Origin of the sequence: Wolbachia endosymbiont (group B) of Ablattaria laevigata, assembly GCF_964277395.1 — a bacterium.
GTDB lineage: Bacteria > Pseudomonadota > Alphaproteobacteria > Rickettsiales > Anaplasmataceae > Wolbachia.
Genome location: NZ_OZ195519.1, coordinates 953,113 through 969,102 on the forward strand (window position 1 = coordinate 953,113; position 15,990 = coordinate 969,102).

Sequence of the window (15,990 nt, forward strand, 5' to 3'; positions counted from 1 at the left end):
ACAGCTGTATGAGTGTTTGTTTCGAAGTAGCCGATTTTTCATCAAACACAAAGCAGTGCTTGACACTGGAATCCAGCTGTAATGCAACCACATTAAAAATGTTGTGTTTTAATATAGCTTTTATATTCACTCACCTAATGTCTAATCAGAATTCCTGGATCCCAATGTCGGAGCACTGGGATGACATACTTCTAGTGTACAATATTCGTATAGTTGTGTGTATGATACGATGGTCTATAATTCTTCTTTTTTGGGTTCCAATGTCAAGTGATGGGATAATGTCCTTTCTGGTGATTTATTCATGTTAGAAGTAAATATTCTTGATAAGAGGTGGCATAGTATTACGAAGGACCCACAGAGTTTTGTATTAAATATTATTAATGCTTCTCTAAAAGAATTAAAAATAGATCATTATAAACCAAATATATCAATAGCTCTCGCTGATGATAACTTGCTACATCAACTTAATCTTAAGTTTAGAGAAATAGATAAGCCAACTAATGTACTATCATTTCCATGCGAACGGTTATCTAGTGAATGTGATCTAGGAGACATAGCAATTGCAGTAGATACAATAGAAAGAGAGTCTCATGAGTACTGTATATCTATCCTCACTCACACTGCACACATGTTAGTTCATGGATTGCTGCATTTACTTGGCTATGATCATCAAAAAGAAGATGAAGAAATTATAATGAAAAGTTTAGAGAGCAAGATTTTAGCTTTGCTTGAATTTGAAAAGGAAAAGTATGGTAGATAATACCAAAATATGTTATTTACAAAAAAGGGGTTTTAGCTGTAAAAGGTAAGCAATATGGTTCAGTTTTCTTTACCAAAAAATTCTAAAGTTAATAAAAAGGGCAAGGTTTATCCTACTCCTACTGGAGCAAAAAATATTAGAAGATTTCAAATTTATCGTTGGTCTGCTGATGATGATAAAAATCCAAGAATAGACACATTTTTTATCGATATGGATAATTGTGGCCCTATGGTACTTGATGTATTAATAAAAATAAAGGATGAAATAGATTCAACCTTAACTTTTAGACGCTCTTGCAGAGAAGGAATATGCGGATCTTGTGCAATGAATATTGATGGTACCAACACTCTTGCATGCACTAAATCTATACATGATATAAAAGGTGAAGTAAAAATATATCCACTACCTCATATGTATATAGTAAAGGATCTAGTTCCAGATCTAAGCCAATTTTATGAGCAATACAAATCGATTAAACCTTGGTTACAAACAGATAAATCTGCCTTACAAAATAAAGAATACTTTCAATCTCCTGAAGATAGAAAAAAATTGGATGGTCTGTCTGATTGTATACTATGTGCTTGCTGTTCGACTGGTTGCCCAAGCTATTGGTGGAATGGTGATAAATTTTTAGGGCCAGCGGTATTACTGCAAGCTTATAGATGGATTGCTGACAGTCGTGATAATAAGAAAGAAGAAAGACTTGCTTCTTTAAACGACCCATTTAAGTTGTATCGTTGTCATACAATAATGAATTGTACAAAAACCTGCCCGAAAGGTCTTAACCCAGCAAAAGCGATAGCGAAAGTAAAACAGCTTATGGTAGAGAGAGAAGGAATTTGAGTGTTATTTCTGGCACTCTTCGTAAGAAAATAGTAGACCCTCTGAAGCATAGGGTATTGTTAATACTCTAAACGTTCTTCCGTTCATGAAATGTATTGTTTCACCATATGATTCCAGTAATCTTTTAAACAACTCATGTCTTTGATTATTAATAGTTTGAAAATCCTCTTTTCCTAAAAGCTTTTTAGATTCAAATAGGTGAAGCATAATCTCGTGATAAGTTGGATAAGACTCCAAAAATTTTGGATCAAACTGAAAAGTTTTTATAAAAGCATTATTATAAAATTTTAGCTTTTGATTCTTACTATATATCGCTACAGCAATCGATAGCTTCTCAAGCAAACTTTCTTGTGCAGCTAAACAATTGCTTAGCTCAGTATGTAATTTTTTTTCATCACTAATATCTTTTCCATACATTACTATGCTATTAGAATTTTGCACTGGAACTTCAACAAAATTAAAAACCTTAGGTTCGTTCTTGTAAGTTATTACACACTCTCCTGGTTTTACGTTATAGGAGCCACTCGCAACAGTAAATTTTTTAGAGCTGCCTATATATTTATCATAAAATAAGTTATAAAACCTTACTTTTTTATTCTTATTGTGCTTCAGTATTGGAAATGGTAAAGAATCAAAAATTTTTTTATAGTTCTCCAATTCTCGCATAAGCTTACTATTTTCTAACTCAAGTTCATTAGCTTTTATCTTATAATCGGAGATATTTCTTATCCACAACAACACACCAATCACATTATTAGAATAATCTATTATGCTTTTACCATAACATGTGCAATAAACCTCACTGTCTTTTGACTTTAAATCTAGAGTAAAAGATTTATTTATTTCCTTTGCCTCAGCAAAACTTTTAATTAAGCTTTCTGATTGCTCAAAAAAATTTACAAACTCATTAAATGAATAAAAAACAGTATTAAGCAAAATTAGTAAATTGGGAGAAAATTTTTCTATACGTTTTTTTGCGTCCCAAATATAAAATCCATCATTTACAGTATCTATTAAATTATTTATGATAACATTTTGATGTTGTAAGTCCTTAATTTTATTACTAATTTTTAATTTAGAATATGAGAAAAAGAAGAATACTAGAATTAGTAGTAAAACTATTTCATACAAAAAAAACATAGTATTCTAAAACAAATATAAAAATTTATAACCTCTCAGCAAAGAGATTGTACTGAAGAGGTATATAAGTGAAGATTGCCCAATACCCTAAAGCCTAATCTCTTATAAAGGTTTACAGAAGGTTTCATGCAATGTGCTACTATGTATTTGCATTCAAATTGCCTAGCTATCTTTATTCTTTCTAGAACCATTTGAGTTCCTATTCCACGACCCCTGTAAATTGGTAAAACTCCATCGCTATAAAAACCAGCTATGCTGTCTTGAATATAAAGACCGCATGTTCCAACAATTTCGTTATTTAGCATTACAAGAAAAAATCTTAACCTTGAGCTCTTATCATCATAATTCGATAATTGGCGAAAAAATGTGCTAACAATACTAATTCTGTGATAAAAAATTTTAGAAGTGTGTAAATCTAATTGCTCTAAGAGCTCACTACTATTTACAACATTGAACTTCAAATTTGGAACAGCATCATCAGGCAAAAAATAATCTTTTATATTGAGTAAAACTTTTTTTGGTGTGCTAACGTGTTTTATTTCGCATTTTTCTAAAATACCCCCTATTTTTATACGTGGACTTATTATCCATGTTGCTTCTATATTTCGTGCTTTGAGATAATCTAGAGTTCTGCATATGGAAAGCTCAGTACATTGATCTTCACAAAACACAAAATTAAATAACGATTCTCTGGTACCATTTACTGTAAATATAACATTATCAAATTCGTCATGTATTTCCCACTTGGACAAATTCGTTGCATAAAGTATATAATCCTTTAGGTTCTGAATAATTAAGCTTGAATAACAAATTTTTTTATTCTGCATAAACCAACAATAAACAATAAAAGGCTCCTATAAAAACAAAGGCTAAAATTGCAGCTACAACATCATCTAGCATAATACCTAAAGGACCTTTTGTATTTTTATCAATCAAATTTATAGGCCACACTTTTATTATATCAAAAAACCTAAAGGAGAAAAAGCACACCAACAATACAGAGCTATTCATTTCTTGTTCTAATAATATTGAAACTAGAAGTACTGTCAGCAATTGACCAACTACTTCATCAATTACTACCTCTTTTGGATCATGCGGAGCTTTGTAATGTTGTATATAATTGCCTGTAGACCATAATCCAACTAAGAATAAAAAAAAATAATTGCTGTACCTAAAATTCTGTCATTGAGTAATATAGGAACAATTGGGTAAGCAGCCAAGCTGCCTATAGTACCTGGCATGTGTTTTACCGTGCCAGATAGCCACCATGTTGATATTAATTTATATAAAAATTTCACAATATACCGAAATATAAAACTAATTTACAAGAACAGAAATAGTATCTTCTATAGAAGTATTTTCATATAGCAATCTATAGATCGCTTCACATATGGGCATTTTTATCTTTAGCTTTTCTGCTAAATCAAATGCAGACTTAGCAGTGTTAAAACCTTCAATTACCGACTTACCTTCTGATAAAATCTGCTGAGCACTAGAACCATTACTATTAGCTACTTTAGATCCAAAAGATAGATTTCTTGAATTTAATGATGTGCATGTCACAACCAAATCGCCTAAGCATGCTGGTCCAAGTAGTGTATTTATATCTACATTGCCGTCACCAACTTTTGCTGAGTATAAAGCCTTAATTTCACTCATACTTTTCGTAATTAATGCTGCATGAGCATTAAACCCAAACCTACCTAGAACAACCCCACATGCTATAGCAAAAACATTCTTTAACGCTGCACAAACTTGTATTCCTATAACATCGCTACTAAGGTACAATTTAATATTTTCTTGCTGTAGCTCTGATACTAATTTTGAACCTAATACTTCATTTTGACATGCAAGAACCATCGAATATGGTAATTTTCTTGCAACTTCTATAGCAAAGCTAGGACCAGAAAAAACAGCAAGAGGATTATTAGGTAAAACTTCATTGACTACTTCACTAGGTAATTTTAATGTAGATTTTTCTATTCCCTTACAAGCCAAAATTATTGCCACATTTTTTTTTAGGTTACAATCATTCAATTGATGACATATCTCCCTTAGAGACTGAGTGGGAACAGCTAGAATTATTACTGAAGCATTAACTGCATCTTCAATAGCTAATTTTACTGATACATTATCAGAAATTGGACAATCAGGTAGCTTGTCACTTTCTCTTTTCTCTTTAATTGATTCAAATATGGCCTTATTGCGAGTCCACAAAATTACATTTTTCTTACTACTTAATGAAATCGCAATTGCTGTACCCCATGCGCCAGCACCTAAAACTGATATTACCACTCAATATTCCTGAAAGTATTACTTATAATTTAAAACTGTAGAATAAGTAAATTAAAAATATAACATAAAAGTATAAAATAGTTTAAATATCTATTAACCTAAGTATTCTTTTAATAAAAATAGCTTCTATTCAATATTTACTAAAAATAGTATTATTATAGTATATCTATTGTATTTTAGATCTATTTGTATAATTTTGGAACGACACATTAACTATTAATTAATAAGTGTAATTTCTATTATTCATTAATAAAAATTTGATTTGTTACTTTCCTTGGTTATATATATTACTAAAATTATAAATTATTTATGGGGTGTAAAATATGCGTATATTATTAATTGAAGATGATCAAGTAAGTGCAAGGACTGTAGTTAATGCCTTAACTTCTGATGGACATTTTTGCGAAGTTGTTACTTCTGCACAAGATTATAACAATAATATGGTTTCCTCGGGTGGAGACTGTTACGATCTAGTTATTCTAGATATACACCTGCCTGGTGATATTGATGGATATGATATACTGTTAAGATTAAGAAGTGCAAAAATCAAAGTTCCTGTTTTAATACTTTCGTGTATCTCCGCTGCCAACCATAAAGCTAAAGGACTTGGGTATGGTGCCGACGATTACTTAACCAAGCCATTTCACAAGAGCGAATTATTAGCTAGAATTAAGGCCATAGTCCGACGTACTAAAGGCCATCCCGAATCAGTGATAAAGATTGGTAATATGAATATCAATTTTGATCACAGGATTGTTGAGGTAAAAGGCAAAACAGTTCACCTTACTAACAAAGAGTATTCCATGATAGAATTGCTGGCATTGCGTAAAGGAGCAGTGTTGACAAAAGAAATGTTTTTAAACCATCTTTACAATGGCTTGGACGAACCTTCAGACAACAAAATAGTTGATGTTTTTATGTGTAAATTACGTAAAAAACTTGAAAGTGCAAATGATGGAATAAGCCACATAGAAACCGTTTGGGGTAGAGGATATGTTCTAAAAGAGTATGTTGACGATGAAGAATACTCTAGTGTTAATATAAGCGAAAGCAGTAGTGACTATCAAGCAGAACAAGTGAAGGACAACGCATGAAATGCTTTATTCACCCATTCATTGAAGCAACAAAATAGGTAGATGAAATAAGATAAAAACCAATCGTAAAAGTGAGGTAACATGGTTAGTCTTTTAGAACTTTACAAAGACTTGCAGCAAAAAATAGAAAAGTTGGAAGCTAAGCTAAAAAGTTATAGGTAAGAAAATAAGGTTTTAGAGATAGAGAATGACGAGTTAAAGGAAAAGCTCGGTTAAAATTCAAGCTTTGTTAAGTTCAAAAGGAAATAAAAAAAGAGATAAGCCAAGAAGTAAAAGGAATATAGGTGGTCAAATTGAGCGTACAGGATATGTGAAATGTTTGATACATTTACATAGTATGGCTGACATTCATGCATTGCCTAGGTGAAATATAAGCCGAGTTCTGTTTATGTAGCTATTTATCTGGAGTAAATGTTACCATTTACTTCATGCGATTTACCCGAGTAGATATGAGAAAAACATAAAATCTACTTCTATTTAATCTTGCTCCTAGTGTTGGTTACTTGACTACCAATGTTGCCATTGTTATGGTGCGCTCTTACCACACCTTTTCACCCTTGCCTAATAATATTTTAGGCGGTAATTTTCTGTAGCCCTATAACTGGAGTTACCTCCGGCGGGCGTTACCCGTCACTACCTTTTCTTGGAGCTCGGACTTTCCTCTGCTGTGTTTATCACACAACAGCAGCTACTTATTTCACCTAGAAATTATACTTTAACATTAAAATCACAAAAGCAAAAGAAAATTTCCTAACAGTCTACATACTAAAAACATTCAGACAAATAGCTAAAGGTGATATTCCGGTACATCATTGCTATCCCAAGATAAGCTTTTTTCACTTTTAGACTCTAGCTCAGTCAGTCAAGATCCTGGTCCACCGCTTGAAGACGATGAGCTACTTCTTGACCGACTACTACTCTCCACCGATATACTGTTTAGCACTGTTTCAGATTGATCCATAGTTCGCATAGATATATGTCTCATTCTGTTATTAGCGATAAAAATTTCTTCATCGCTATTGCCACTTGAAGATGATCGCCTTCTATCATTGAAATTAGTTAGTTCTAACACAGGGACAGAATTACGACCCTTAACATATTTGTATGCTATGAATCCTATAATTCCAGCAATACTTATTATCGCTCCAACCAAAGACCCACCTATCATTCCTGCCCTATTAGACTCTATAGCAAGCTGAGCGGGCTGTGTTGAAAGAGTAGTTTGAGGAAGTAAAGTTGTAGTGAACAAAGGAGTTGTTACCTTTGTTCCAGTATTTGATATAGTGGACACTGTTTGTATAGTTGCCTCTGAGTTTGTTGTTGGCACATTAGTTGGCATTGTAGTAATCATAGTTGCTTGTGAAGTCGCAATAGTTTCAGCTACTGTCGTTGGTTCTGATGACGTACTCATCTTAGTTGTTAATTCTGTTAAAGGCTTACTCATCGTAGTACTGCTTGCTGTAAAAGTTGACTCAACAGTCGCTGCTGTAGATTTTACAGTACTTGTCTCAGTTTCCGAAGGCACACTAGTTGACGTTTTAGCAACCGTGGTCGTTTGTGAAGTAGAAGTTGTTTTTGCTACTGTTGTTGGCCCCACTGTTACTGTACTTGTTTGAATTGTTGACTCTGTTGAAGGCCTACTCGTTGTAGAAGTAGGTGCAGTGGTAGTTGATGCTACTGTTGTTGACTCCACTGTTACTGTACTTGCCTGAGTTGTTGACTCTGTTGAAGATTTACTCATTGTGGAAGTTGGTACAATGATAGTTGATGCTTCTGTTGTTAATTTGGTAGTCTTTACAGTGTCGGTTTCTGTTGTGCTAGTAATTGCAGCAGTCGTCGTTTTCTTAGAAGTCACAACCGTCTCTGTAACAGTTATAGGAGCCACAGTACTGCTGGAAATAATACTAGGCATCAATTGGCCGTTAATGATATTAACAAAATCATTGAGAGCTTTGATACTGCTTGTCGGTATTATCGTTGCTTCAGAAGATTTTCCAGAGCTCTCTCTATTAAAAGTTATAATACTCTCTCCACTTACCGCAGTGACGATAAAGCCTCCTTGGCCATTGTCTTTAACATACAATTGTTCTATAGGATCTTCACATTCACAAACAGTAAAATTTGATTTTGGTCCTCTCTTAGCAAGCCTTGCTAAATGCAATTCTTGCGTATTAGAAGATTGTTTTTTCGCAAGAAAAGCAACTAAATCATCACCTTCAGTTCGTCTTACATACTGTAAAAAGTTTATTTTTCCTGGATTATAGATAGTAGATGGTGCTATATTTAATTGGCATCCTTTCTTACTAAGCAAACATTCATCTTTCTCTCCACTTTTTAGATCCTCAACCACTTTGGCCATATCGAACTTAAAAATATTTGTTCTTACTTCTTGGTTTTTAGTAGTCTTTATCTGCGTATAAAGCATCGTATTTTCATCCAATACTAATTGCCCTGGATTATTAAACTTGAATAATTTTCTTTCTATGGTGTGTTTTGCTCCAGGTAAAGCTCTGAACTTTCCATTCGTGTCTGATTGTAAATACCAAGAAACTAAAGCTTGATCCTTTAAGTTATGAGCGATTACAATGACATTACCAGTACTAACTTTTACTGCTTTTGGTTGAAAGTAATTATTGCCTTCATTTGCAAGACTATTTATATCAATGTTTTTTTGTAATTTTACTTTTCCTACGTATTCAACTAAGGGAACATTAGTTGAATGCTTGATTTCGTAAGTGTTGAATGTTAAGCCTTTGATGCACTTTTCTTTTTTGTTAATTTCTTCTGTAGGAAAGATAACTCCAACTTTATCTATTTCAGCTGAATTTTCTATTAGTGTGGGAGATAATTGGCCCTTGAATTCATTTGCTACGTTGACACATGTATCACACTCGTATGTTTTCGATTGATATAATGGACTAATAAGTAACTTTACTCTACTGCTTCCATTGCCGTTATCTTGATAGCTGAGTCCATAAGTAACTCCATTTCCTTCAATCAACCCTACGTTTACTGGGTTAAAACCTATCGCTTCTTTAACTTTCAGTGTAGTTGTATTAACTCTAAATAATCTACTTAATATAGACATAATTATATTTAAAATTTTAATAAAACGCTATTATGATTATTTCTATATGTAACGTCAATAAAATTTTAACTAAAATTAAGAAATTAATTTTTAAGTACTCTAAGATAATACGCTAATAAACCCAGATTTCCCATAGACAATATGTTTCCTTTGAAACCATATAATAAATTTAGCAGCTTGTTGACAACAGAAATTCCTTTACAAATCCCCCAAATACCCTTACCATGACATCAAGGGTATTTATGACTCAAAACTTGTTTTTGATCTGCAGGCTCAATGACAAAATTCAGTAAAAAACTCAGGGTATTTATTGGCGAATTACATAAAATTATAGCGGCTTTTTTTATTTTTTCTACATTCAGCCAAAATCTGCTTAAAATAAGCGTTAGAACATTATTACAATGCTAATTTACATTATAAAACTCACTACTAGGGGATTCTTTTGCCTTTTTTCCATCTAGTTAATTTCTTAATGTTTATAATCCCGCTACGTGTTAGTGATATAACTATACAAGAAGTAGTAGAAAGCTAGCTTGCATTAGCTTTATTTGTTATAATTACATTCGGTTTTATAAAGTGAGGAGTAAATATGCCAGAAGTTACTGGGGAAGATTCTAATAAGGAAAGTAGAATAGAAAACGAGCTACAACAGGATTATGAATATGAATTGATTAAAAGTTTATTCATGTTTCCTGATAGGCGTCATTTGGTAGATATTGCTGAAGCTACAAAAGGCTCGTTTGATAATTTAATGTGTGCGTGGCTTGTTACAACTGAGTTGACAGACAGTCAAGAAAAGTTAGATGAGGAATTGCTATCTATTTTTAGTGCAATGAGATCTTTGAGTGCAGGAGATAGTTACCGACAACTTCAAAAGTTTTTATTAAATAATAAAGATAATCAAGATCTAAAAACCGTTCTTAATTGTGAAAGGGGAGAGTCTAGTTTGACGATATTGCACATAATATCAAGTATGGCTTGGGCAAGAAAACAATATGATTGTGCCGTAAGTTTGCTTTTAGAAGCAGGAGCTGACCCTAATATCAAGAATGATAAAGGAAGGACACCATTACACTATGCTACTGGACCTTATAGTATAGCTGCTCTCTTAGAAAAGGGAGCTGACCTTAATGCAGAAGATAATGAAAAAAAAACGCCTTTGCATCATGTTGCTAGTGTTGGTTGTTCTGAAGGCGTAGTTTTACTCTTAGAGAAAGGAGCTATTTCTGATCAAGGTGATAAACAAGGAAAAACTCCTCTGCAAGTTGCACGTGATAATCATCATGAACATATTGAAAAGTACTTTGTGACTTATAAGCGAGATAAGTTGAGTGATAAGTTACGCTCTATAATGGAAACAAAAGATTGGTTCGAAGATGGTTCAGGTTACGTTTTAACTAAGAGACAGGGGGGCTTGAGAAGAAAGTTGTTGGATATAGTAAACAACTCAGAAGGTGATTCAGTTGTTGAAGATCTACAAGAATTCTTAGATGATTTTGGGAATGATCAAGATCTAAGAATGGTTTTGAATCTTCGAAGTAATGAAGGAGAGTTACAGGTGCATCAACATGCTAAAAATCTTGATTCTTTTGCTCGTTCAGGTACTGACGAAAGAGCAAATAAATTTGAAGTAAAAAGATTACTTTTGAAAGCAGATGCAATCAATTTACAATGGTCAAGTTATGATGAGAAGGAGTATTGTTCTAGGGATTTATGGAGTAATTTACCGCCGAATCGACAGATAAAGCTAAAAGAATTTTTAGATAAAGTTTCTAAAGCTCAAAATATGGATGAACTGGAAGGAGTTGTAAACGAAGCTATTCTCTCAGGAGGAAGGATTAATAGACGATTTTCTCAAGATAAGAAGCGTAATTTTACAGATTGTGTTATGGAAAGGATTGGTGAGTTAGGAAAGAATCCTGAAGTTGCAAGCAAGATAGTATGCAAGTTGGTATCAATAGGGGCAGTGTTATATAATAAAGATAATATGAAAGTAATTGATACACTAGAATCTGAATTTAAAGAGCACAAAGAAAATATGATAGAAGCTTATCTAGATTATCTAGAGAGTACCCTAGATTTTATGGAAGTTATAAAAGGAGCAGTTATTAATGGTATGGTAAAGAATGCAAAAATAGATAACACTACTTTATACTCGGAATATTCCGAAGATAGTATAATAAATGTTGCAAGGCTCACAGAAAAAGCTAGTGAGTTAAGGCGAGCTCAGGGCAACATAGGCTATGAAAGAGATATAATAAAGATTGGTAAAAGTGAGGTAGCAATTATAACAAAGAATGGTATAAGGAATTACACCAATCTTGCGGACGATAGTGATATAGTGTTGACTTTCCCTACCACTAAGGGAGAGTTAGACGTTAGGTTATATCCTGATAAGCAAAATAAAGACTGGATAAAGGTAGAAGTAAGAGATCAAGAGAGGTTGAAAGAATTAAAAGATTGTGGAGAAGAAATAGGAAAAAATTGCTTATTTGGTGGTTACTCAGTTTACAATGCTATTGAACGTGGGTACTTTGAAAGGCCTGCAGGAATTTTCCAGGGAGAAAGATTACAAAGTGGTGAAAAAGTTTCTCATGTAGATCAATTACAAAGTAAAAAAAATAATAAGGTACGTCAAATTGGATTATACTAAGCTTGGTTTACAGTAGGTCTTAGATTATGCAAGAAGTCTAATTGCAATTGTTAACTCTTCAAGTATAATTTGTTGAGATTTACATGAACCTTATTAGATGAAAGAGAAAGAAGAGCAGTTTAGTTTTACACCAGACAATCTTAGCAAAGCAAAAAAGTCTATAGAGATGTATCCTAAAGGTAGAGAAGGAAGCGCTGTTATGCCTTTACTGTATCTAGTACAAGAACAATGCGGATGGGTTCCTGAATCTGCCATGCGCTACGTTGCTGACATGCTTCATATTCCACATATTCGCGTGTATGAAGTGGCAAATTTTTATACCATGTATAATTTAAAGCCAGTAGGTAAATATCTAATACAAGTTTGTAGAACAACTCCTTGCTGGTTATGCAATAGCGAGGAAGTTTTAAGTACCTTTAAAAAGAAGCTTGGAATCAATATCGGTGAAACCACTAAAGATAATCTATTTACTTTAAAGGAAGTTGAATGTCTTGGTGCATGTGTTAATGCCCCTGTTGTACAGATCAATAACGATTTTTATGAAAACCTCACTCCTGAAAAAGTGGAAAATATCATAGCAGAACTTTCAAGTAAATAGATGGAAAAGTTCTCGTTTAGGATAACCAAGCAATCAGGTTCTGCAAGAGTTGGAACGATCAAAACTCCAAATGGAAGTATAGAAACACCAGCATTTATATTTTGTGCAACCAAAGCTGCTATTAAAGCTGCAGATATCGAGAGAATCAGAGAAGCAGGTACTCAGATAATACTTTCCAACACCTATCACCTAATGCTCCAACCGGGAGAGGATACTGTGGCAAAGCTTGGTGGCTTGCACAAGATGATGGGATGGAGTGGGCCAATGCTCACTGATTCTGGTGGATACCAGATATTTAGTTTAGGACACGGATCAGTTTCAGAAGAGATAAAGGGAATAAGACAGAAGCAAAAAACTCTGATCAAAATTAACGAAGATGGGGCAATTTTTCGTTCTTACATAAATGGTAAAACTTATTGTCTAACTCCTGAAAAGTCGATACAAATTCAACAAAAATTAGGTGCAGATTTAATCTTAGTTTTAGATGAATGTACTCCATTTCACGTCAGCAAGGAGTACACAAGGAAATCGATGCTCATGAGCCATAGATGGGCTGAACGTTCTTTAAATGAATTTGAAAAAAATAATAATGGCAAACAGGTGCTTTATGGAATTAGTCAAGGCGGAGTGTACCAAGATTTGCGTAGAGAAAGTTGTGATTTTATCAACGATTTGCCATTTTTTGGTCAAGCAATAGGTGGATCACTTGGTCAAAGTAAAGAGCAGATGTATGATGTAGTTTCCTTTACTATAGAACATTTAAAAAAAGATAGGCCTACTCATTTGCTTGGTATTGGTGGAATTGTAGACATTTTTCGTGGAGTAGAGCTTGGAGTTGATACATTTGATTGCGTGCATCCAACTCGCCTCGCAAGACATGGTGGCGCGCTTGTTAAAGTAAAAAATAGAGATTCTATTTCTTCAAAGTGCAAAGAGCATATTAATTTGCGAAATCAACGATTCGAACTAGATGATAACCCAATTGAAAATGACTGTTTGTGCTTTACTTGCAGAAAACATTCAAGAGCTTATATACACCATCTACTGAAAGCTAAAGAGTTGCTGGCTTATACACTCGTTACCATTCACAATGTTTTCTTCATGAATAAGTTGATGGAATCAATAAGACAAGCAATATTGAATGATAGGCTAGATCAGGAAAAAATAATTGGATTAGTGAAATACCGCTGCATTGTGAATTATATACCTAGTTCATATTTTGCACATGTGCGTTGCATTTTTTAATCTTCTTTAAAAACTTGACAGTACCGTATATATACGGGTATACTAGAAATATAATTTTGTGAGGCATTTATGGTTAAAAATAAAGAAAAACATCAAATAGCGTTTTGCGTTTCAGCCTTTACACTATTAGCTGGTTTATCATTGATCGCAACTGGAATTGCAGTGGGTACTGTACCTGCTATAGCTTCTTGTTTAGTGACAGGAGGAATTTTAACTGCCTTGTCTATTGTGCAATCAGTAGAAAGCTATTTATTTTTACAAAACAGCGAAAAAACTTTCAATAAAATGATTAGTGGTATATGCGATGAACCAGAAAGCAAACTTTTTATAGAAAGGATTTTGCAACCATTCATTGAACTTTTTAGTGAGCATAAGCAACATAATTAAAGTACACTAAGCATAGAAACCACTTTATCGTAACTTGGCAGTGACTTAATTTCTCCAATCGCAGCTAAAGTAATTCTTTCATGCTGAGATAGCAATTCTTCTGCTGCTTTTTTTATATCGTAAATAGTAACAGCACTAATTTTTTCTATTAATTCATTTTTACTGATGTATTTATTATAGTTACCGTAGTAGTGTCCTAATGTTTCAGCACGCGAGCTAACACTTTCGCGTGACATTAAAATTTGAGATTTTACTCGTTCTTTTACTCTATTTACTTCTTCTTCCTTTAAATCATCTGTAGACAATTTCTTTAGCTCTGTCGTTATAGCTTTCAAAAGCTTATCTAGATTACTGCTATCTGTACCAGCAAAAATCGAAAGCATTCCTGTATCAGCATAGCTAGAGTTGAATGAGTAAATGGAATAAGCAAGCCCCTGCTTTTCTCTTACTTCCTGAAACAGGCGTGATGACATGCCACTTCCCAGTATGGCATCAAGAACTTTGAATGTGTGATATCTATTATCATCACGAGAAACACTAGGTAGACCAATTAATAAATGTACTTGATCTAATTTACGATGTTCTAAATACTCACCACCGGTATAACTTGCATTCTCGCTTTTTTTCAGCTCTTTTGAATGAATCTTTGAGAGAAAGTCTTTGATTAATTGAACAACCTCCTCATGTTCAACATTTCCTGCAACAGCAAATATAATGTTCTCGCCAAAGTAATGCTCATTTATGTAGTTATCTAGATTAGCTCGAGTAAAAGATTTGACAGTATCTTGCGTACCCAAGATTGACCTACCAAATGGTTGATCTTTATAAGCTGCTTCAAAATACTTATCAAAAATGATATCGCTCGGTGAATCATTAGTTTGAAAAATCTCTTGTATTACAACACCCTTTTCGCGTTCCAATTCATCCTCTGGAAATGTAGAATTCATTAATATATCTATTAATATATCAATGCCAGTTTTTATATCTTTTTTAAGAACCTTTGCATAATAACTGGTGCTTTCTCTACCGGTGCAGGCATTGAAGGCTCCACCTATGTCGTCAAAAGCTTTTGCAATTTCAAAAGCAGTTCTTGTCTTTGTTCCTTTGAAAGCCATGTGCTCTAGGAAATGAGATATTCCATTTTGACTTGCACTTTCAGCTCTACTGCCAACACCAACTCGTATATTTAAAGCTACGGAATCAACTTCATGCACTCGCTCAGTTATTATGCGCAGACCATTATCTAGTTTTGTTACTTGTGGTATATTCATCTTATATATTCTTCTTTAAATTCTCTTCTACAAAATCCCAATTGATCAAATGATCAAGAAAAACTTTTATGTAGTCAATTCTGCGATTTTGGCAATCCAAATAGTATGCATGCTCCCATACATCCATAGTAAGTAGTGGCACTTGGCCATAAATTAGCGGTAGATCCGCATTTGGAGTTTTAGTGATTTTGAGTTTTCCTTTTTCAAGCACTAACCACACCCATCCACTGCCAAATTGGCTTACTCCATAATTTGAAAATTCTTCACAAAATTTGTCAAAGCCACCAATATCATCTTGAATTTTTTTTGCTAGAAGACCATCATCTTTAGGCTCACCACCACCATTTTTTTTCATTGAATTCCAATAAAAAGTGTGATTCCAAACTTGTGCTGCATTGTTAAAAATAGGAACTGTATTATTATTTCCATGAACTTTCGTTACTAATTCCTCAATTTCCATATGTTGATAATCTGTGTTTTCAACCAGTTCGTTGAGTTTATTTAAATATCCCTTATGGTGCTTATCATAATGAAAATTCAATGTATTTGCAGATATGTAAGGTTCTAAAGCTGCTTTATCATATGGCAGCTCAGGTAAAGTAAAACTCATGCTGAC

Annotated in this window: 12 protein-coding genes, 1 other RNA gene and 2 pseudogenes; 7 read left to right on the forward strand and 8 right to left on the reverse strand. The window is 33.5% G+C overall.

The features are described 5' to 3' along the window. The first annotated feature begins 301 nt into the window (after positions 1–301). Both ybeY and ACICP1_RS04480 read left to right on the forward strand, forming a co-directional pair. The gene (gene ybeY, locus ACICP1_RS04475; protein ID WP_395461159.1) at positions 302–760 is read left to right on the forward strand and encodes an rRNA maturation RNase YbeY; all 459 of its coding nucleotides are present in this window, start codon (positions 302–304) and stop codon (positions 758–760) included. A 54-nt stretch (positions 761–814) separates the two neighbouring features. Beyond that, complete coding sequence (locus ACICP1_RS04480) at positions 815–1,603, forward strand: succinate dehydrogenase iron-sulfur subunit (RefSeq protein ID WP_211908529.1); 789 nt, start codon at positions 815–817, stop codon at positions 1,601–1,603. A gap of 3 nt (positions 1,604–1,606) precedes the next feature. Here the strand turns inward: ACICP1_RS04480 and ACICP1_RS04485 are convergent, their stop codons facing one another. The 4 genes and pseudogenes from ACICP1_RS04485 to ACICP1_RS04500 all read right to left on the reverse strand — a co-directional run bounded on the left by ACICP1_RS04485 (position 1,607) and on the right by ACICP1_RS04500 (position 5,038). Further along, entirely contained in the window at positions 1,607–2,743 is a 1,137-nt protein-coding gene (locus ACICP1_RS04485; protein WP_265042071.1) for a hypothetical protein, read from the reverse strand. 35 nt (positions 2,744–2,778) lie between these two features. Further along, positions 2,779–3,570: a GNAT family N-acetyltransferase gene (locus tag ACICP1_RS04490; RefSeq protein WP_064085647.1), complete on the reverse strand. Its 792-nt coding sequence runs from the start codon at positions 3,568–3,570 to the stop codon at positions 2,779–2,781. Then, a pseudogene (locus tag ACICP1_RS04495) lies at positions 3,560–4,041 on the reverse strand (phosphatidylglycerophosphatase A). Before ACICP1_RS04495 ends, ACICP1_RS04490 begins: the two are co-directional and overlap by 11 nt. A 19-nt stretch (positions 4,042–4,060) precedes the next feature. Beyond that, positions 4,061–5,038 (reverse strand): NAD(P)H-dependent glycerol-3-phosphate dehydrogenase, encoded by a 978-nt coding sequence (locus tag ACICP1_RS04500; protein ID WP_139686884.1) that lies wholly within the window; start codon positions 5,036–5,038, stop codon positions 4,061–4,063. A 323-nt stretch (positions 5,039–5,361) separates the two neighbouring features. Between ACICP1_RS04500 and ACICP1_RS04505 the strand changes: the two genes are divergently transcribed. After that, entirely contained in the window at positions 5,362–6,132 is a 771-nt protein-coding gene (locus ACICP1_RS04505) for a response regulator transcription factor (protein ID WP_395461160.1), read from the forward strand. Between the two features lie 355 nt (positions 6,133–6,487). Here ACICP1_RS04505 and rnpB read toward each other — a convergent pair. Together rnpB and ACICP1_RS04515 are read right to left on the reverse strand one after the other, a co-directional pair. Further along, positions 6,488–6,837: RNase P RNA component class A (gene rnpB, locus ACICP1_RS04510), an RNA gene on the reverse strand. A gap of 157 nt (positions 6,838–6,994) precedes the next feature. Further along, positions 6,995–9,220, reverse strand: a complete 2,226-nt coding sequence (locus tag ACICP1_RS04515; protein WP_395461161.1) for a hypothetical protein — start codon at positions 9,218–9,220, stop codon at positions 6,995–6,997. A 589-nt stretch (positions 9,221–9,809) separates the two neighbouring features. Between ACICP1_RS04515 and ACICP1_RS04520 the strand changes: the two genes are divergently transcribed. The 4 genes and pseudogenes from ACICP1_RS04520 to ACICP1_RS04535 all read left to right on the forward strand — a co-directional run bounded on the left by ACICP1_RS04520 (position 9,810) and on the right by ACICP1_RS04535 (position 14,103). Continuing rightward, on the forward strand, positions 9,810–11,873 hold the full coding sequence (locus tag ACICP1_RS04520; RefSeq protein WP_395461162.1) for an ankyrin repeat domain-containing protein: 2,064 nt from the start codon (positions 9,810–9,812) through the stop codon (positions 11,871–11,873). Between the two features lie 97 nt (positions 11,874–11,970). Beyond that, positions 11,971–12,471, forward strand: a complete 501-nt coding sequence (gene nuoE, locus ACICP1_RS04525; protein ID WP_010402402.1) for an NADH-quinone oxidoreductase subunit NuoE — start codon at positions 11,971–11,973, stop codon at positions 12,469–12,471. After that, a pseudogene (gene tgt / locus ACICP1_RS04530) lies at positions 12,472–13,682 on the forward strand (tRNA guanosine(34) transglycosylase Tgt). Positions 13,683–13,785: 103 nt separating this feature from the next. Next, positions 13,786–14,103, forward strand: coding sequence for a hypothetical protein (locus tag ACICP1_RS04535; RefSeq protein ID WP_395461163.1), 318 nt, complete (start codon positions 13,786–13,788; stop codon positions 14,101–14,103). Here the strand turns inward: ACICP1_RS04535 and ACICP1_RS04540 are convergent. Continuing rightward, positions 14,100–15,374 (reverse strand): M16 family metallopeptidase, encoded by a 1,275-nt coding sequence (locus tag ACICP1_RS04540; protein WP_395461164.1) that lies wholly within the window; start codon positions 15,372–15,374, stop codon positions 14,100–14,102. The two genes, ACICP1_RS04535 and ACICP1_RS04540, sit on opposite strands and share 4 nt — an antisense overlap. 1 nt (position 15,375) lies before the next feature. Then, positions 15,376–15,984: a superoxide dismutase gene (locus ACICP1_RS04545; protein WP_264375731.1), complete on the reverse strand. Its 609-nt coding sequence runs from the start codon at positions 15,982–15,984 to the stop codon at positions 15,376–15,378. Between the last annotated feature and the right edge of the window lie 6 nt (positions 15,985–15,990).